The sequence below is a fragment of the Micromonospora arida genome, assembly GCF_042873195.1.
In the GTDB taxonomy this organism is placed as follows: Bacteria; Actinomycetota; Actinomycetes; order Mycobacteriales; family Micromonosporaceae; genus Micromonospora; species Micromonospora arida.
This window is the reverse complement of record NZ_JBIALC010000017.1, coordinates 1-18,371: the sequence shown is the minus strand read 5'-3', so window position 1 is coordinate 18,371 and position 18,371 is coordinate 1. Positions and strand designations below refer to the sequence as shown.

The 18,371-nt window shown below is 70.9% G+C and carries 12 protein-coding genes; 6 read left to right on the top strand and 6 right to left on the bottom strand.

Annotation, left to right across the window (positions count from 1 at the left end; translation table 11 throughout):
- The first annotated feature begins 348 nt into the window (after positions 1 to 348).
- Positions 349 to 1,089: a class I SAM-dependent methyltransferase gene (locus ACFYP0_RS31090; RefSeq protein WP_356980899.1), complete on the top strand. Its 741-nt coding sequence runs from the start codon at positions 349 to 351 to the stop codon at positions 1,087 to 1,089.
- Positions 1,090 to 1,165: 76 nt separating this feature from the next.
- On the opposite strand, the gene ACFYP0_RS31085 is transcribed toward ACFYP0_RS31090, so the two are convergent.
- Positions 1,166 to 2,371: a DUF3068 domain-containing protein gene (locus ACFYP0_RS31085; RefSeq protein ID WP_124858366.1), complete on the bottom strand. Its 1,206-nt coding sequence runs from the start codon at positions 2,369 to 2,371 to the stop codon at positions 1,166 to 1,168.
- 111 nt (positions 2,372 to 2,482) lie between these two features.
- Between ACFYP0_RS31085 and ACFYP0_RS31080 the strand changes: the two genes are divergently transcribed.
- Both ACFYP0_RS31080 and ACFYP0_RS31075 read left to right on the top strand, forming a co-directional pair.
- A complete protein-coding gene (locus tag ACFYP0_RS31080) occupies positions 2,483 to 3,739 on the top strand; it encodes an acyltransferase family protein (protein WP_386998409.1) in 1,257 nt (418 codons plus the stop codon).
- Between the two features lie 116 nt (positions 3,740 to 3,855).
- Positions 3,856 to 5,034, top strand: a complete 1,179-nt coding sequence (locus tag ACFYP0_RS31075) for a glycosyltransferase family 4 protein (RefSeq protein ID WP_386998434.1) — start codon at positions 3,856 to 3,858, stop codon at positions 5,032 to 5,034.
- On the opposite strand, the gene ACFYP0_RS31070 is transcribed toward ACFYP0_RS31075, so the two are convergent.
- The 3 genes from ACFYP0_RS31070 to ACFYP0_RS31060 are packed head-to-tail and all read right to left on the bottom strand — an operon-like array spanning position 5,019 to position 8,836.
- Positions 5,019 to 5,213: a hypothetical protein gene (locus tag ACFYP0_RS31070; RefSeq protein WP_124858362.1), complete on the bottom strand. Its 195-nt coding sequence runs from the start codon at positions 5,211 to 5,213 to the stop codon at positions 5,019 to 5,021. The genes ACFYP0_RS31075 and ACFYP0_RS31070 overlap by 16 nt on opposite strands.
- A 35-nt stretch (positions 5,214 to 5,248) precedes the next feature.
- Entirely contained in the window at positions 5,249 to 6,958 is a 1,710-nt protein-coding gene (locus ACFYP0_RS31065) for a hypothetical protein (protein ID WP_386998408.1), read from the bottom strand.
- A complete protein-coding gene (locus ACFYP0_RS31060; protein WP_386998433.1) occupies positions 6,959 to 8,836 on the bottom strand; it encodes a hypothetical protein in 1,878 nt (625 codons plus the stop codon).
- A 166-nt stretch (positions 8,837 to 9,002) separates the two neighbouring features.
- On the opposite strand from ACFYP0_RS31060, the gene ACFYP0_RS31055 reads away from it, so the two are divergent.
- Together ACFYP0_RS31055 and ACFYP0_RS31050 are read left to right on the top strand one after the other, a co-directional pair.
- Positions 9,003 to 13,364: an alpha-(1->3)-arabinofuranosyltransferase gene (locus tag ACFYP0_RS31055; RefSeq protein ID WP_386998407.1), complete on the top strand. Its 4,362-nt coding sequence runs from the start codon at positions 9,003 to 9,005 to the stop codon at positions 13,362 to 13,364.
- Positions 13,361 to 14,629: a polysaccharide biosynthesis protein gene (locus ACFYP0_RS31050; RefSeq protein WP_386998406.1), complete on the top strand. Its 1,269-nt coding sequence runs from the start codon at positions 13,361 to 13,363 to the stop codon at positions 14,627 to 14,629. The genes ACFYP0_RS31055 and ACFYP0_RS31050 overlap by 4 nt, the downstream gene beginning before the upstream one ends.
- On the opposite strand, the gene nudC is transcribed toward ACFYP0_RS31050, so the two are convergent.
- The gene (gene nudC / locus ACFYP0_RS31045; RefSeq protein ID WP_356980889.1) at positions 14,626 to 15,543 is read right to left on the bottom strand and encodes an NAD(+) diphosphatase; all 918 of its coding nucleotides are present in this window, start codon (positions 15,541 to 15,543) and stop codon (positions 14,626 to 14,628) included. The two genes, ACFYP0_RS31050 and nudC, sit on opposite strands and share 4 nt — an antisense overlap.
- A 182-nt stretch (positions 15,544 to 15,725) precedes the next feature.
- On the opposite strand from nudC, the gene ACFYP0_RS31040 reads away from it, so the two are divergent.
- The gene (locus ACFYP0_RS31040; RefSeq protein ID WP_386998405.1) at positions 15,726 to 17,546 is read left to right on the top strand and encodes a VanW family protein; all 1,821 of its coding nucleotides are present in this window, start codon (positions 15,726 to 15,728) and stop codon (positions 17,544 to 17,546) included.
- Between the two features lie 137 nt (positions 17,547 to 17,683).
- On the opposite strand, the gene ACFYP0_RS31035 is transcribed toward ACFYP0_RS31040, so the two are convergent.
- The gene (locus ACFYP0_RS31035; protein WP_386998404.1) at positions 17,684 to 17,950 is read right to left on the bottom strand and encodes a hypothetical protein; all 267 of its coding nucleotides are present in this window, start codon (positions 17,948 to 17,950) and stop codon (positions 17,684 to 17,686) included.
- Positions 17,951 to 18,371: the final 421 nt, after the last annotated feature.

Sequence of the window (18,371 nt, the reverse complement as noted above, 5' to 3'; positions counted from 1 at the left end):
CCATGTGTTACCGGCGGGTAACGATCGAGCCTGATCGTGCACCCGTTGCGGCGCGACTCACAACCCCCTGACCATCCGGCGGCAACACGAGGGCGACCCAACAGCAGGCCGACGTCACGAATCGTGGAAGTACCTGTGTGGACAGAAGCCTCGTCGTACGACAAATACGTCACAACCCTGGGCCCCAACAGCGGAGAGTGGCAGAGCATCGACGAATTACAATTAGGTAACGGATGTAAAGTGCGCAGGTCGCGGAGGGCCGTTCGGCTCGTCCTCTCGTCCGAACATCCAGGCGATCCCGGAGACAGCAGGACCCCACTGAACGGCCCGAGGTCCTAGGGTTTCGGCGTGCATCTGAACGACGTGCGACGCCACTGGACCAAGCTCGGAGCTGAAGATCCACTCTGGGCCGTACTCGTTGAGCCCGGCAAACGCGGCGGACGGTGGGACGTCGGGGAGTTCCTGGCCACCGGCCGCACCGACGTCGAGGAGACGACCGGCCAACTTCGCCAACTCGGCCTGCCCACCCGTTGGGAGCGGGTGCTCGACTTCGGCTGCGGCGTCGGCCGACTGTCGCAGGCACTCGCCCCACACGCGGACGAGGTCGTCGGTGTGGACATCGCTCCGACCATGCTGGAAACCGCCCGGCGACTGAACCGGAGCGCCGAGAACATCCGGTTCGTCCTCAACGACGCACCGGACCTGAGCCAGTTTCCCGACGGTCACTTCGACCTGGTCTACAGCGCTCTGGTGTTGCAACACCTGCCGCGCCCCGCGATCGATCACTATCTGGCCGAGTTCCTGCGCGTGTTGCGGCCGGGCGGCACCGCCGTCATCGGGTTGCCAACCGAGCGGGGGCGTACGGCCAGGGGCATCGTCTGGCATCTGGCACCGTCCCGCCTGATCAGTTGGGCACAGCGCCACCTGCTCAACTATCCGGCGCCGATGAAGATGACGGTCGTCCCGCACGCCGACATGGTGCGCCTCATGGCCGCACACGGCGGGGACATCGTCGGGCAGTGGCGCGATCTGTTGTACAGCGACGACTGGGTCTGCATGCGGTACGCCGTGCGCCGCGCAGGGCATTAGAGGCAGGTGCCGCTCCACGACTGGGGGGTGGACCGCATCGCGGCCCACCCCCCAGTCGTGCTTCCTGTCGTACCCGTCAGCGCTGCTCCACCTCGCCGTGCGCCGGGCGCTGGGTCGGCACCGTCGGGTCCTCGGACTTCCAGTTCGTCGACGCCGGCGGGATCTCGTCGGTCAGTGGACCGCCTGCGGGCTCGGTCCTGGGCTGCTCGGCGGTTTCCGCGTCGCGTACCGGTTCCTGGTCCACCCGCGTGTGAGTCGGGTCGGTGCCGGGTGCCACAGCCGGGTCGGCGCGGTGCCGGGCAGCACCGTCGTTGGTCCGCGTCACCAGCCATACGCCGACGACGAGGGCGATCAGACCAAGGACGCCGGCGGCGATCGGGCCCCAGAAACTGATCAGGCCGATCTTGAAACGGTTGTCCTTGGCCGTCTCGACACTGCGAGTGACCGTGTCGTCGTTGTAGTTGAAGTCCGCGTCCAGCAGCACCGTGGCGGCGCCGGTGTCGGGGCGCAACTCCTTGTTCTGCTGTTCCCGGACCTTCACGTAGGAGCCCGTCACCGGGTCGATCCAGAGCGTACGGGTGTTGCTGTAGACGATCTGACCGCTGGTGGCGCCGGGGGCGAACCTGCCGAGCAGCGGCTTGAGGCTCGCCTCCGGGGTGTTCAGCACCTCGTTCTCGATCCGCTGCTCGAAGCGGTACGCCTCGATGTCCTTGATCTTTTCCGTGCCGACGAACTTCGCCGGGACGGCCCGCTTCAGGTCACGGTCGAAAACCTGGTAGGCCCGCTTCTCGGTGCCGAACGGGAACTTGTAGATCTGGCCGGAGTAACTCACGTTCCCGACCGGAGTCTGCTCGGCGCCGCTCTCGTTGAGCCACTGCTCCTTCCACGGGGCAGCCGCGCCGGAGATCCGGTCGAGGGCCAGCTCGGTGCTGTACTGGCTGACCACATCCGGGGTGTCGGCACGCCGGACCGTCTGGTAGACGTCCCAGATCACCGCGTCGCCCTTGAGTTCCTCGGGTAGCCGGTCCCTCGTGTCGTCCGGCTGAGGAATGACCTCGACGCTGGAGACGAGGTCACCTTGCAGAACCTCGATGCTCACCGACTCGCCGACACGAGTGATCTTCAGGAACTTGGCGTTCTTCGCCTCCGCGACGGACGTCGTTGGTTCAAGATCATAAGGGAGCTTGGTCACGGAGGGGGCCACATAGAACGGCAGCCCAGCCGCGAAGACCAGCAACAAAACACCGAGCCCGAAGAGCGCGGCGCCCACGCGAAGCTTCACTCATCCTCCTGTAGCCTGCCGCCCTACGACCTGTTGTCCGGGGCACCCGATCCTTAACATGGCGGGAGGTTACTCCCCGGTCACCTTCAAAGCGACCCCCTGGATGTCCAGATGTCCACAGCCGCCGCGCCAACAGTTCCGCAGACATCGGTAACCGACCGACTCCCCGCCCTCGACGCGCTGCGAGCAATTGGCGCCGTGGCGGTCGTCGGTCACCACATCGGGTTCCAGACCGCCGCCACCATGAACACCACGTGGGGCGGCTGGCTGGCCCGGCTCGACGTCGGCGTTGCCATCTTCTTCGTGCTCTCCGGATTCCTGCTGTTCCGACCGTGGGCACTGAACGCCGCGACGGGACAGGCCCGACCGCGCGCCGGGCGGTACCTCTGGCGGCGGGCCCTACGAATCCTGCCGGCCTACTGGCTGGCGGTGCTGGTCTGCCTGATCGTCCTGCCGCAGAATCAGCCGGCGTCCGCCGGTGACTGGATTCGCCACCTCACCTTCACCCAGATCTACGGGCCCGGCCAGTTGCGCTCCGGGCTCACCCAGACCTGGAGCCTCGCCACCGAGGTCGCGTTCTACCTGATCCTGCCGCTGGTAGCCGTGCTCGCTGTTGGTCGGTCATGGCGTCCCGTCCGAACCGTCGCGATCGTCTGCGGGGGTTTGTTGGTGACTGCGGGATGGCTCGCCCTCTTGGGGTTCGGCTGGCTCAGCAATGGCCTGCACACCATGTGGCTCCCCTCGTACGCCGCCTGGTTCAGCGCAGGGATGGCCCTGGCGGCTGTGCACGTCGCCCTGCGCACCGGGACAGCGCCCGCCGCCTTCCGCGTGCTGGACGACCTCGCCTCCGCACCGATTGCCTGCTGGGCAGCGGCGGTCGGGCTGATGGCGATCGCGACGACGCCGATCGCCGGCCCCCGCGACCTCGCCGGTCCGACAGCCGCCGAGTTCGCCATCAAGCTGGCCCTGTACCTCGCGATCGCGACATTGATCCTGATCCCGGTGGCCTTCGGCGGGCGGACGCGGGTCAAGGAGGTCTTCGGCGCCAAGTCCGCCCGATGGCTCGGCACCGTCTCGTACGGACTGTTCCTCTGGCACCCGCTGGTCATCGAATTGATCTACCTGATCGACGACCGACCGCTCTTCACCGGCGGACTGTTCAACACCTTCGCACTCACCATGATCTTCGGTCTGGTGTACGCCACCGTCAGCTACTACGGCGTCGAGCGGCCCCTGCAGGTGCTCGGATCGCAGCGTCGGAAGCGACCGGCCAGGCGCGGGCAGGCGTCCGGCACACCCGCCGTCGACGTGGCCGCACCGGCCGTCGCGGCGCCGACGGTCACGCCGACACCCACGGTCAACGCGTAGCGCCAGTCGATCAGCGCTGCCCCATCGGGGCATTGCCGGCCGGCACCCCAGCCCCTAGTGTGACGCGCGTCCCTAAATTACTTGAGAGTAGGGTTCGCGTGGAGCGTCGCTTCGGCATGCCCGGACACGTGCTGTTCCTCAACTGGCGAGACACCCGTAACCCCGAGGGTGGCGGTTCCGAGGTGTACGTGGAACGGATCGCCGCCGAGTTGGTGTCGCGCGGTTTCCGCGCCACCCTCTTCTGCGCCGCCCACAGCGAGGCACCCGGCGACGAGGTCAACGAGGCAGGCGTCCGGCTGGTGCGGCGCGGCGGCAGAGTCACGGTCTACCTCTGGGCGGCGCTCTGCTACCTGGCCGGCGCAGTGGGCGTGGGCCCACTGTCGAGCCGTCGGGGTGGCCGGCCCGACATCCTGGTCGACGTCTGCAACGGGTTGCCGTTCCTCTCCCCGCTGTGGACACGGCGCCCGGTGGTCAAGCTGATCCACCACGTGCATCGCGAGCAGTGGCCGGTGGTCCTTCCGCAGTGGGCCGCCCGGTTCGGCTGGTGGGTCGAGTCGTCTCTCGCCGTACGCGTCTACCGGCGGTGCCGATACGTCACCGTCTCCGAAGCCACCCGTAGAGAACTGGCCGTACTGGGCGTACCGCCGGAGCAGGTCGCCGTGGTGCACAACGGCACCCCGGCGCTGCCCCGCACCGACGCCGAGCGGGCGCCGTTCCCGCTGCTCGTGACGCTGAATCGGCTGGTGCCACACAAGCGGGTCGAGGTGGCGTTGCGGGCGGTCGCGGCCCTCGCCGACGAGTTGCCCCAGCTGCGGCTGGTCGTCGCCGGCCAGGGCTGGTGGGAGTCGCACCTGCGCGAGCTCGCCGCGGAGCTGGACATCACCGAGCGGGTGGATTTCCGGGGCTTCGTGACGGAGGAGGAAAAAGCCGCTCTGCTCGCCTCGGCCTGGGTCGCCCTGACCCCGTCACTCAAGGAGGGCTGGGGCCTGACGATTGTCGAGGCGGGTTCCGCGGGCACGCCAACGGTCGCGTTCCGGGAAGCGGGTGGAGTCGCCGAAGCTGTCGTCGACGGGCGTACCGGCCTGTTGGCCGACGACATCGACGATTACCTGGCGAAGGTGCGCACACTTCTGCACGAGGACGAAATGCGGCGGGAGATGGGGGCGCAGGCCCGGAAGCACGCGGCGAGCTTCACCTGGCAGGCCGCGGGTGGGCACTTCGCGGACCTGCTGGGCGGTGTGGAGTCGCCCCGCCCAGTGCAGCAGCGGGGCGAGCCGTCCTACCTGTCGCCGTAGACCACGGGGGCGTACGGGTCCTTCTTTCCGGCACGCTTGGCCGCTTCCGAAACACTCTTGGCCTCGTTGGCCGCCTCTTTGTCGGTGGCGGTCGCGGCGGCCGAGAGCCCGCCGAGGGCCAGGATCCCCAGCAACGCCGCCACCATGCCGGAGACGACCAGGGTCAGAGCTCTACGCATGCCAATCCTCCAATGGCGAGACGTGCGAGCGGACGTTACCACGCGGTAGGACGCCGGTGTAGTGCCGAAATGGCGGCAGCCATGACCACCAGAAGGGCAGCGCCGAGCGCCATCACGACTGCCCACGCTCCAAGTCCAGGGGGGTTCGATTCCGGAGGAACAGCAGGATTTCGGTAGAGAGTGAGGAACGGTCCCTCGTGAACGGCTTCGAGGTCACGAAGGGTCGCAGGGTCGACCTCGCTGGGCAGTTGGTGCTGCACCACCACCCAGCGCACGCCGGTGGCCGAGACGGGCAGCCCCTCGGCCAACACCCGGCGCACCTCGCGGAGCCGTGGATTCTCCCCGGCCACCGCGACATCGCCGACCCGCAGTGTGTCGTCGGTCAGCACCGTCCCCGGCAGATAGCGCGGCAACGGATCCAGGACGACACGTCCCGGGTTCCACGGGTAGGCCTGGTAGGCGGACAGCGGCAGCGCGAGAATCTCCCCCGGCTCGCCGGCCACCCGCTCGGCGACCACCTGCCAGTCCGCCGGATAGCTCACCGGACGAAGCCGGCCGGCACCGCCGAAGGCGAGGTCCGGCATGACGGCCACCGGCAGGAGCAGCAGGCCGACCAGAACCACCCCCGCCACCTCCCGGTCGATCCTGGCCACCAGCCGCTCGGCTCCCAACGCGGCACACACCACCAGCAGCAGGGCGTACGGGGCCAGGAACTTCTGGCCGTCTCGAAGCAGCCCCGCACCCGGCAGATGCACCACCGCCCAGCGCAACGCGGCGGCCCCGCCGGGGAGCACCCCGAGGGCAGCGAGAAGGCAGGCGACCCCGGCGAGCACCGCCAGCCGCACCGCCGCGCCCGGGGGCAGCCGACGCCGCAGCAGGCCGGCACCGACACCGGCCAGGATCAGCAGGAGCAGGGTCGCCAGCGGCACCAGCGGTGCCGCGCGGCTGGACGGGGTCGCCTGTGCGCTCCAGACGCCACCCGTACCCGCGAGCGCCACCAGCGGACCGGCCCAGTTCTCCGAACGCGCCGCGAACGCCGCCACCCCCGCCGGATCGGATGACCCGCCGGCGCCGGTGACCAGGGCCGCGGTCACCCAGGGGGCGTTGAGTAACGCGACGCCGCCCACCACGAGCGCCGACCGGCGAAGGCGCGTCCGGTCCCACACCAGCAGGACCACCGTGCCCAACGCGATCAGCCCGCCGGTCGGGGTGATCGCGGCGGGAGCGGCGGCGAGCACCACCCGAGCGAGCGCGCCATCACGACCCGCTCGCAGGTCCAGCGCCGCCCGGACCAACCAGGGCAGCGCGGCGTACGCGAGCAGCAGCCCCCACTGTCCGATCAGCAGCCGCTCGGCAAGGTAGGGCGTCCACGCGTACGCCACCGCGGCGAGCAACCGGACCGCGAGCCGTTCCGTCGGCACCAGACGGCCGGCGCCGACCGCGGCCAGGAGAACCGCCCCACCGAGCGCCACCCGCTGCACCGCCCAGCCCGGCACGATCTGGGTGACCAGGGACATCAGTGCGTCCATCGGCACCGCCCGGGGCAGAGTCTGCGCCGGGGCGACGAGATCCCAACTCAGCGGCTGCCGGGGTACGAACACCATGTCGTACAGCAGCGCGTAGCCGGGTGCCGCGAGCGGGGCCAGCACCAGCACCGTGACGGCCGCCGCAACGGCGTACAGCGGCAGCGCGTCCCGCACCCGCCGCACCGGTGGGGCCCCGACGCCGGTGGTCTGCTCAACCATTCACGGTGCCGGCACCGCGCGGCCGACGGTGATCAGTTGGGTGCACACCCTGACCCCCGAGGTGCTCACGGTGACCTCGACGGCGTCCCCAGCCCCCTCCAGCAGGAAGAACACGTCGTTCAGCCCGCGCTTCAGGGTGATCACCCGGACGCTGTCCCCGAGACGGAAGATTGCCGTCGAGTCGCCCGAACTGACATAGCCGAAATGGATCGCGTACGGCCACTCCTCCAGGTACCCGTCCAACGGGATCCGGGCGGGCTGACCACCCTCCGCCAGGTGCCCGCAGTCGGGCACCGTGCCGGGCACGACCTTCCGCCCCTGAACCACGACCGGACGAATCCGGCCGAAGTCGTCGAACATGAACGGTTTCTCGGCCTCCTCCACGAACGTGGGCCGACGCTCGGCCGGGCGGAAGAAGTGCGACTGGAGATTGTCCGGCCAGAAGTAGCCGGCGATGACGCGGTCCGGGACGGTGGTTTCCAGGAAGACGGTGCCCGGCGCAGCGGCGGCAAGCTCGATCTGCGTCGTCGCGAGGTAGTCCCGTCCGTACTTGGTGCTCCAGTTGTCCCCGAAACGGGCCGTGCTCCACAGCGTGCCCACCCCGATGGTGGCCAGGACGACGATTATCGAGACCAGGCCGACCGCGAAGGCACCCGGCTCCCGCAGAACGGTCGGCACCGGCCACGCGGACACGTCCTCCTCATCGGCGTCCTTCGTCCCCAACAGGGCCGCGCCGACACAGATCGCGGCGACCAGCACCACGTCGGCGACGTACCGGGGAATGATGCCCACGAACGAGCCGAGCGGCCCACCGAGGCGGGTCACGGCGAAGAGCGCGGCGACCAGCCCGAGGTAGCACGCGAGCAGCAGCCAGGCCCGCCGGGCCGACGGGCGCCGCCGCGCGGTGACCACGATGAGAGCCCCCAGCACCGCCCAGGACAGCCACTTGGCGATGTCGTACGGGTTCACGGCCGGAGGACCGTCACCGGCGTACGCCCAACGCCAGGGGCCACCGAGCAGACCCGGAACGACGGTTTCGCCGACCAGATCACCGAGGAATTTGAGGACCTGACCGGCGGATGTGGGTTCGTCCAACTCGCGGGCGGGACGGGTCAGATAGAACGCCAGGTACGCCCCCGAGAGCGCACCGAGCACCAGCCACGCCGGCCAGTGTCGGCGGACCGTCGTCACCAGGCTGCGCCAGGCGCCGCCCGACGTGAAGAGGAAGACGGTCAGCAGGAACAGCAGCGGCACGATCAGCAGGGACTTGGTGTCGAAGAGCAGGCCGAACACCACCCACAGGACGACCGCCACGAGGTGCCGCAGCCGGCCGGTCCGCACGTACCAGACCTGGGCCGTCGCCGCCATGACCAGGGCCAACTGCATCGGCATCACGAGCAGCCCGACCAGCCACAGCGAGGAAACCTCGAGCGTCAGCGGGCTGAACACGAACAGGCACAGCGGGATGAGCAGCCCCCAGCCCGGCCGGAGCAGATGGCGCAGCAACCGGTAGACGGCGAACCCGATCGCCGCCTGGCCGACCGCCAGCAGCAGCACCCAGGGCCAGGTGACAAAGCCCGCCACCCGCACCATCGCCCACGCCACCAGCAGGCCGCCGGGCATGAGGTGGTTGTTGAAGGTACGCAGGAGGAAGTCCGCGTCCAACCGGGTGTCGAGGACCTGGGCAGCGATGACGAACTCGTCCTGCGAGAACCAGCCACGGGTGGCAAGGCCGGCGCGCCACGCGACGGACACGACGATGAGGGCGATCGCTACCGCGCGGACGCGGTCGGCACGGAACCATCGGCCGACCGGCCCCGGCCGGTCGCCGTCGGACGCGACGCGTTCCGGACGCGTCTCGGCCTCAGCTTCTGGCATTGACATGGTCGGCAGCCTGCCACACGCTTACACGCCGTGGGGACGGCCGTTCTCCCGATAACGCCACCGCAGCCCCCTGGTCGCCCGTCCGTGCCCGGTCCGGATAACGTCGCGCGACAGTCGTCGGCTGCAGGTGCGCGTCCGGCCGGTGAAGACAGGAGCCGAAATGCGTGCAGAGGTGACCAGTGGCGCCGCTCCGGCGTCCAGTCGAAGCCGGCACACGGCCCGACGGTTCCGGCACCTGGTCATCTGCATCGCGCTGACCGCCCTCGCATTCCAGCAGGCCCCGGGTCAGGTCGTCCCCGACACCAAGGTCGACCTGAGCGTCAACCCGGCCGGCTGGCTGCTCCGCTCGCTGCACCTCTGGGACCCCACCGGCACGTTCGGTCAGCTACAGAACCAGGCGTACGGATATCTCTGGCCGATGGGCCCGTTCTTCCTGCTCGGATCGGAACTCGGCCTCGCGCCGTGGGTGGTCCAGCGGCTGTGGTGGGCGCTGATCTTCTGTGTCGCCTACCTGGGAGTGGTACGGCTGGCGGGCAGGCTCGGCATCGGCACGCCCGCCGGACGCATGATCGCCGGTGTCGCCTTCGCGCTGTCACCCCGCATCCTCACCCAGCTCGGCTACGCCTCGGTGGAGTCCTGGCCCAGCGCCATCGCCCCCTGGGTACTCATCCCGCTGGTGGGCCTCGCCCGCGGCACCCCCCTGCGGCGCGCCGTCGCCGGGTCCGCCGTCGCCGTCGCCTGCGCCGGTGGAGTCAACGCCACAGCCGTGGCCGCGGTAGTGCCACTCGCCCTGCTCTGGCTCGCCACCCTCCAACCCGTACGCCGCCGCGTCACCGCCATCGCCGCCTGGTGTGGCGCGGTGGCGCTGGCCACGGCGTGGTGGTTGATTCCGCTGCTCGTTCTGGGGCGGTACAGCCCACCCTTCCTGGACTACATCGAGACCGCCCGGAACACGACCAGCGTCACCGACGCGGTCACGACGCTCCGCGGCGCCTCCTACTGGCTCGCCTACCTGACCTCCCCGTTCGGGGCGACCCTTCCGGCCGGCGCACGACTCGCCAACGAGGCGCTACTGGTCGCCGCCACCCTGGTGGTCGCCGCCCTCGGTGTCCTCGGGCTGTCCCGACGCGGGATGCCGCACCGCCGGTTCCTCATCACCGGTCTGGTGCTGGGCGCCGCGCTCGTCGGTCTCGGGCACGTCGGTGACCTGCCGAACATCCTCGCCGGCCCTCAGCGGGAGTTCCTCGACAGCGTCGGTGCCCCCCTGCGCAACGTGCACAAGTTCGACGTCCTGCTCCGCCTGCCCCTGGCCCTGGGCATGGCGCACCTGATCGGCCTGGCCGTCCGCGCGGCACGCACCGCGCCCGAGCAGCATCGCCCACGAACGGTCGCACGCGCCTGGCTCACGGCCGGCGTGGCCATGGTCGCCGTCACGGCGGTTGCCACGCCCGCGCTTGCCGGCGGTCTCGCCACGCCAAGCGGCGTCAAGGCGGTGCCCGGCTACTGGCATGAGGCCACCGACTGGCTCGACGCGAACACCGGGCGCGGGCGGGTGCTCGTCGTACCCGGGGCGCGCTTCCCCTCGTACGACTGGGGCAACACCACCGATGAGATCGCCCAGCCGCTGCTGAACAGCCGGTGGGCGGTACGCAACGCCATCCCCTTCACCCCACCGACCACGATCCGGCTGTTGGACGCGATCGAGTCGACACTCGCCACCGGCTCCGGCTCGACCGGGCTGGCCGACCTGCTCGCCCGGTCCGGGATCAGCCACGTCCTGTTCCGCGCCGACCTTGACCACGGCCGCTCCGACACGACCCGCCCGGCAGTGGTCCGCCAGGCACTGGAGCGCTCACCCGGGTTGACCCGCGTCACCTCCTTCGGCCCCCTGCGCGGCAAGCCCTCGTCCCCGGACGAGTTCCGCGACCAGGGGCTCGACGTGCCCGTCCGGGCGTTGGAGGTCTACCGGGTCGACCGGCAAATCGAGCCGGTCGTCGCATACGACCGTGACGCCGTGACCACCGTGGTGGGCGGCCCCGAATCGCTCCTCGACCTCGCCGCGGCAGGGCAGCTCGGCGCGGCGCCAACGATCCTGGCGGGCGATGCGGCGGCTGCCGGCGTCGCCGGTCCGGTCGCGATGACCGACGGGCTGCGCAGGCGGGACGTGTCATTCGGCCGAGCGCGCGACAACGCCTCACAGACCCTCACCGCCGACGAAACCTTCGAGGTGACGGCACCCGCCCACGACTACCTGCCCGAGTGGGGAGCGCAGCAGTCCACCGTCGCTCGTTTTGAGGGCATCAACGCGATCCGCGCGTCGACCGCCCGCTCGCAGGTGGACTCCCCCGGCGGCGCCCGCCCCGAGCACCAGCCGTACGCGGCGATGGACGGCAATCCCGAAACCTCCTGGCAGTCCGCGCCGTACTCGCCCAGCGACCGCCAGTGGGTCGAGGTAGGCCTCGCCAACCCGACACGGGTCACCCGGGTCGAGGTCTGGTTCGACGTGAAAGCCGACGCCCTGCCCACGAAGGTGACCGTCACCGCCGGGTACGAGAGCCGCACCGTCGAACAGTTCAGCGATCACATGGTCTTCGAACTGCCCGGCGTCCACGCCACCCGCGCGGTCCAGATCACGATCGACGACGCGTACGACCTCCGCTCGCTCGGCAACAGGTCGGTCGGCATCGCCGAGATCAAGATTCCCGGCATCCAGACCAGCCGGACCCTCGTCCTTCCCGCCGCACCGGCCACCGACCGGCCGGCGACCGTCGTCGTGTCGGCGGCGCCCACCACACCGGCCTGCTTCTCCGTCGACGGCCACCCGCGCTGCTCCACCGACGCCGTCCGCGGTTCCGAGGACGCCTCCACCATCGACCGGACCCTCACCCTGCCCGCCGCCGGCGCGTACGACGCCAAGCTGTGGGCGCGGCCGACGGCCGGCCCGGACCTGGACAACACTCTCGACAAGCTGGTGGCCGACGCACAGCCGCTGCGCCTCGCCGCGCAAGTCAGCGCCTCCTCAACGGCCGTTGCCGACCCGACCGGTCGGGCCGGCGCGGCGCTCGACGGGGACCCGACCACCAGTTGGTCACCGGCGGTCAGCGACGAGGCACCGATCCTGCGCCTCACGTGGCTCAAGCCGCAGACCATCACCGGGCTCCGGTTCTCCGTCGACGACGGCACAGCCGCCACCCGCCTCGGCAGTGTGCGGGTGGTCGGCGACGACGGTTTCCGAAGCAGCCTGCTCGGCGACGATGGGCTCCTTCGCCTGGACCCGCCGATGCGGACCGACGAAATCACCATCCAGTTCCTCGACAAGCCGTCCGCCACGAGCACGGACCCGTACAAGCTGCGGTTGCCGGAGAAGCTGCCCGTCGCGGTCGGCGAGGTGACCGTGCTGCCCGGAGCGACCATCGTCAAACCGCGCCTCGACGCACCCCTGACGCTGGCCTGCGGGTCGGGCCCGACGCTGCAGATCGGCGCGTCCCGGGTGACCACGACGCTCCGCGGCACACTCCGCGACCTGCTGGAACTGCGCGAGATGCCGGCGACACCGTGCGGGCGGGCCACGCCCCGACAGCTTGACCTGGGCCGCGGGGAGCATCGCCTCGTGACCACACCGAGCAAGCTCGCCTCGCCGACTCGGGTCGCCCTGGTGCCGCGGACGCCCACGCCGACCCCGGCGGCGGTCGCTGGCGCCATCGAGGTGGGCTCCTGGGAAGCCACCGAACGACGGGTACGGGTGGCCGATCACCCCGTCGACCGCGTACTCGCCGTGCGGGAGAACACCAACACCGGCTGGGAGGCGACCATCGGCGGGCGGACGCTGAAGCCGCTGGTGGTGGACGGATGGCAACAGGGCTGGATTCTTCCCGCCGGCACCTCCGGGGAGGTGGTACTCCGCTTCGCCCCGGACACGACGTACCGGGCGGGCCTTCTGCTCGGCGGCATCCTGCTGGCGGTGGTGGTCCTCCTCGCGGTGCTACCCGCCCGGCAGCCCACCGGGCGCACGTCGTCGACCGCCGTACCGCGGGGCCGTCGTCGGGTCACCCGATCCCTGCCGTTGTTGGCCGTCGGTGCCGCCGCGCTGGTGTTGTGGAGCGGTTTCATCGGCGGCCTGCTGGTCGCGGCGGGGTTCATGCTGGCGGTACCCGGCCCACGCCGCCTGCCCTGGTCGGCCGACCCACGTCGGGCCAGGACGATCAGCCGGGCCGTCGAGACGTGGCTCCCCGGCGTGCTCGTCCTGCTCGCCGGGTGGCTCTATCTCAATTCGACGCAACGCAACACCGACGCCCTGTTGCAACTCATGATCGTCGTCGCCCTGGGCGCTCTGTGGCTCTCCACCACCGCCCGACGGCGGCCCGTACGCCGGGCCAGGCCGACCGCCGTGACCTCGGCCGTTACGGCGACTGCGCTGGTCGGGGAGGGACCGAACCCGGACCTGGCCAAGCCGGACCCGACCAAACCTGACCCGGCGGGGCCGGCCGACGGGCAGCTTCCGACCTTCTCGGAGGTCACGTGAGCCCTTGGCGACCCGTCCGTCCGACGGCGACAGACCGGACAACGCAGACGGCGCGGCGGGCGGAGACGGAGGATCCGGGCCGACGGAACAACGGTCTGGGCACCGCGGGGATCAGCATCACCCTGGCCGGGGTCCTGGTCAACGGCCTGGCCTACCTGGTGCCGGTGCTGGCCGCCCGACGGCTCGACCCGGCCGACCTCAGCGCGCTCGCCGCCGCCCTCGGTCTGGTGGCCATCGTCGGTGTACCCGGGCTCGGCCTGCAACTGGCCGTCGCCGTGCACCGCGCCCGGCACGGCGCCTCCGACACTCGGCGGCTCACCGCCGTCACCGCCGCAGTGTGCGCGGGAACCCTGGTCGCGGCGACACCACTGCTGGTCACCGCCCTGGATCTGCCGGTCGAGATGCCCGCGCTGCTGGCGGTCACCACGGCGGCGATCGTGCTGTCCTCCCGGTCCCTCGGAGAGTTGCAGGGTGGCCAACGCTTCCTACGACTCGCCGTCGGGATGGCCCTGCTCGCCGCCGGCCGCTACGGCGGCGTGATCGTCGGGTTGCTGCTCGGCGCGGGACCGACCGGCGCGCTGGCGTTCGGCGCGTTGACCGCCGCCCTCACCCCTGCGGTGCTGGCCCGACTCGCCCGCGAGCCCCGACGGTCATCCACCGCGCCACGGCTGACCGTCGCTCAGGTCGTCGCCGGCTGCGGTGCGACCCTGGCGATGCTCGTCGTCTCCTACGCCGACCTGCTGCTGGCCCGGCAACTGCTGTCCCCGTCGGATTCCGGGGCGTACTCGGTCGGCACCGTCCTGAGCAAGGGCGCGCTCTGGGCACCGCAGGTCGCCGCCGTCCTCGCCCTACCGCGGCTGGCCCGCGGCGACCGACGCAGCCGAACGGTTGCGCTCGCGGTGACAGGCGGCTGTGGCGTGGCACTGGTCCTCGGCTCGACGCTCGCCGGGGGGCTCGCCTTCCGCCTCGCCGGTGGGCCCGACTACGACCACCTGGGCCGGTACGCGCCCCTCTTCGCAGCGGTCGGTGCGCTCTACGCGGTGACGTTCGTGCTGCTCAACGACCGCCTCGCGGCCGGCGCGCGTTGGGCGGCGGCACCGCTGTGGGTGGGCGTGGCCGGCCTGGTGGCCGTCACCGCGACCCTCCGGCCCCACACCGTCCCCGGCCTTCTCCTCGTGGCCCTGGGCACAGCCATCGTCACCACCGCGCTGATGGCGGTGACGGCCCGTCGGCCCGCTCCGGTTGCCGCGGCCCAGCCCGACTAGCCCTCCGCGAGCCAGTCCGTCAGCAGTCGGTGGTCGATCGAGTCCGCCCGACCGAGCGGACGACCTGAGACCGCCCGGTCCCGCAGCTCCGCCCGGGTGAACCAGCGCGCCTCCAGCAACTCCTCGCCGTCCACGCGTACCTCGTCGGAGGTGGCGGTGGCCCGGAAGCCCACCATCAGGCCGGCGGGGAACGGCCACGCCTGCGACCCCTGGTAGGTCACGTCGGTGACAGTCACGCCCGCCTCCTCGCCCATCTCCCGACGGACCGCGTCTTCCAGGCTCTCGCCGATCTCGACGAAGCCGGCAAGCGTCGAGTACGCGTCCTCGGCCGCGCCCGCGTGGCGGGCCAACAGACAGCGCCCCTTCCGACCGGGTGCCTCGACCAACACGATGACGGCCGGTTCGATCCGGGGGAACAGCAGACGTCCACACTCCGTGTCGGTGCAGGTCCGCAGGTGCCCGCCGCCGCCGGCGACGGCCGGCGCACCGCACGTCCCGCAGAATCGCTGCTGCCGGTGCCAGTGCAACAAACCCCTGGCGTACGCCTGGACGGCCGCGTCGCCGGGTTCGAGCCGCCCGACCAGTGCCCGCACGTCGACGGACCGCACCGCACCGGCCATCTCGACGGCGGACCGCTCGGGGAGCGCGGAGAGATCCGCGGCGAAGACGGCGGCCTCCCCATCGAGCCCCAGGAAAACGGTCTCGCCGGCGGCGGACCGGACCAGCGCCGCGCGCTCCGCGCTGAGCCGAACCGGCCCGTGCCCGTCGACGAGACAACGGTCCCGCCACATCGGCAGCAGCACGCTGGTCGCTTCGGTGAGCAGCGCACCCAACCGCGTCGGATCGGTGCGCAACGGTCCCGCCCGGTCCAGCGATCCGCCCCCGTACGCCAACACCCGTTCCGCAGTGTCCACCCGGTCACCGTGCCACGTCGGTGGTCTTCCACCGGCACCGCCCCCGGACCGGTGCGACACGCCGAACGACACGCGGTAGCAGCGCCTGACGGGCGCAGCCGACAAGGACGGCCGGGCATTCGTTACCGTAGGTGCCTCCGGGAGGGCGGACCTCCCGCGGCACCCTGGCGATCGAGGTTGCAGTGACGCTGTACGGCGAAAACAGTCCACCCGCCGACGACCGGCCCACCGTGCAGGTCACCGCGGTCACCTGGCCGGACGACGGCGCTGAGCCGATCACCGCAGCCGCTCCCGGCGAGCCGGACGGCGGCCCGCGCCGGCCGCGTCGGGTGCGCATGCTGCTCGCCGCCGGCATCACCGGTGGCGTCATCGCCGCCGTGGCGGGTGCCGGCGCCTGGGCGTACGCCGGTGATGTTCCCCGTGGCACCAGCGTCCTCGGCACCGAACTGGGCGGCAGGAGCCGCGCGGATGCCGACCGGGAGTTGCGGGCGGAGCTGGACCGGCGGGCGGCAACCCTCGCCACGCCGCTGAAGGTCACCGTCGACGGGCGCACCGCCGAGATCAACCCCGCCGACGTGGGGCTGACCGTCGACGTGCCGGCGACCGTCGCGGCAGCCGCCGAGGCCGACGCCCACCCGGTCAGCCGGTTGGTCGGCTCCCGCACCGTCGAGCCGGTGGTGACCGTCGACGTGGGTCGGTTGGACGACGCGCTCCGTAAGGTGCTCGGCAACCAGGCCCAGGGCATGACGATGCCGGCGATCACCTACCAGGGCACCACGCCGAAGGTCGTACAGCCCAAGCCCGGGCTGGCTCTGAACCCGGAGCGTTCCGCCGACGTGGTCCGCGCCGGCTGGTTGGCCGGCGCCCCGGTCACCGTGCCCCTGGTGGAGACCCACCCGGCGACCACTCCGGAGGAGTTGGACCGGATGGTCAGCGAGCTGGCGAAGCCGGCGGTCGCCGCGCCGGTCACCCTGCGTACCAACAAGGGCCAGGTGACGATCCCGCCCGCCGCCATCGCGAAGAGCCTCCGGTTCGGCGCCGACAAGACCGGCAAGCTCACCCCCTCGGTGGACGTCAAGCGGCTGCGGGCGGCGCTCGGCGACAAGCTGGCCGCAATCGAGGTGCCGCCGAAGAACGCCACGATGACGATTGCCGGTGGTCGGCCCACCGCCAAGGAGGGGAAAGCCGGGCAGCAGCTGGACACGGCAGCCCTCAGTCGCGACCTGCTGGCCGTGCTGCCGAAGGCGGAGGGCCGCGAGGTGACCGGCGAGTTGACGCCGACGCCGCCGGAGCTGACCGGGGAGAAGCTCGCCGGCCTGGGCATCAAGGAACGGGTGTCGACCTTCACCACCCGGTTCACCGGCGGCATGGCCTCGTCGCGCAGCCAGAACATCGCGACCATCGCGAGAAAGGTGGACGGCACCGTCGTGCTACCTGGGAAGACGTTCTCGCTCAACGGGCACACCGGCGAGCGCGGCTACGCCCAGGGCTACCGGGACGCACCCGTCATCCTCGACGGCAAGCTCGTGCCGGGCGTCGGCGGCGGCACCTCGCAGTTCACCACCACGCTGTTCAACGCGACCTACTACGCCGGCTTGGAGGACGTCGAACACAAGCCGCACTCGTACTGGTTCGACAGGTACCCGGCGGTCATCGAGTCGACCATCTTCTGGCCGGATCTGGACTTCAAGTTCCGCAACAACACCGAGTACGGCGTACTCATCGACACGTCGTACACGTCCAGCACGATCACCGTGTCGATCTGGAGCACGAAGATCTACGACAGCGTGAAGACCGAGTACGGGCCGCGCCGCAACATCACGACGCCGAAGCAGATCCATCTGGCTCCTGGCCCCTCGTGCATCGAGACCAACGGCATCAACGGCTTCACCCAGGACGCCTTCCGGGTCATCAAGAAGGGCGGCGTGGTGGTCAAGCGGGAGAAGTTCACCTGGCGCTACGACGCGGAGCCCCGCTACGTCTGCGGGCCGAAGCCCTCCTGAGGCCCCCGCTCCGAGTCGGTCCTGCTCTGAGTGGCTGCCCTGCTCTGGGGTCGGGCCTGCACTGAGTGGCTGCCCTGCTCTGGGATCGGGCCTGCACTGAGTGGCTGCCCTGCTCTGGGGTCAGCTCAGGTCTGGGGTCAGCTCAGGTCTGGGGTCAGCTCAGCGGCGTTGCCGCCGCGCCCATTGCGTTTGCCGCCCTGCGGTGGCATCGGCACCGTCCGAGTCTCCTGCACCCGGACCTCGGCCCGGAACCGGTGCGCCGCGGGGTGCCACATCTCCTCGAACGGACCCATGACGTCGCCACCGATGCCCCGACGACGGACCCGGGACGCGAGCCACCAGAGGATGCCGAGGACCGCCGCCACGCAGCCCGCGAACACCACAAAGATCAGGACCTCATCCACAGGCCGAGCCTAGCCCGGGGTACCAGGCCGAGGCCTGGACCGCGCCCCCAGACTGCAGACCCCCAACCTGCAGACCCCCAAACCTGCAGACCCCCAACCTGCGGAACCCTTGACCGCCGACCTGCCGACCTGCCGACCCACCGACCCACCGACCCACCGACCGCAAGATCGCTGACCGGCGCCGGGCCCGGCCGCAAGATCGCGCAACATCCTGGATGTAGTGGTGTCCGCACGTCGTGAGGCCACTACATCCTGGATCGAGCGTGACCTTGGCGGCGTCGGGGCAGTTCGGTGCCCTGTTTCCGGCCTGACAGGCGTGACCTTGCCGGCGTCGGGGCACCTCTGCTCCCTGTTCCCGACCTCACCAGGTCACCCGGGGAGCCCTCGGTATCAGGAATCACCGGGCCGATCCACCAGGCAG

Bases quoted from the DNA above. Each gene is read 5' to 3' on its own strand.
- ACFYP0_RS31080 (WP_386998409.1), top strand. From the start codon at position 2,483: ATGTCCACAGCCGCCGCGCCAACAGTTCCGCAGACATCGGTAACCGAC.
- ACFYP0_RS31075 (WP_386998434.1), top strand. From the start codon at position 3,856: ATGCCCGGACACGTGCTGTTCCTCAACTGGCGAGACACCCGTAACCCC.
- ACFYP0_RS31070 (WP_124858362.1), bottom strand. From the start codon at position 5,213: ATGCGTAGAGCTCTGACCCTGGTCGTCTCCGGCATGGTGGCGGCGTTG.
- ACFYP0_RS31065 (WP_386998408.1), bottom strand. From the start codon at position 6,958: ATGGTTGAGCAGACCACCGGCGTCGGGGCCCCACCGGTGCGGCGGGTG.
- ACFYP0_RS31060 (WP_386998433.1), bottom strand. From the start codon at position 8,836: ATGCCAGAAGCTGAGGCCGAGACGCGTCCGGAACGCGTCGCGTCCGAC.
- ACFYP0_RS31055 (WP_386998407.1), top strand. From the start codon at position 9,003: ATGCGTGCAGAGGTGACCAGTGGCGCCGCTCCGGCGTCCAGTCGAAGC.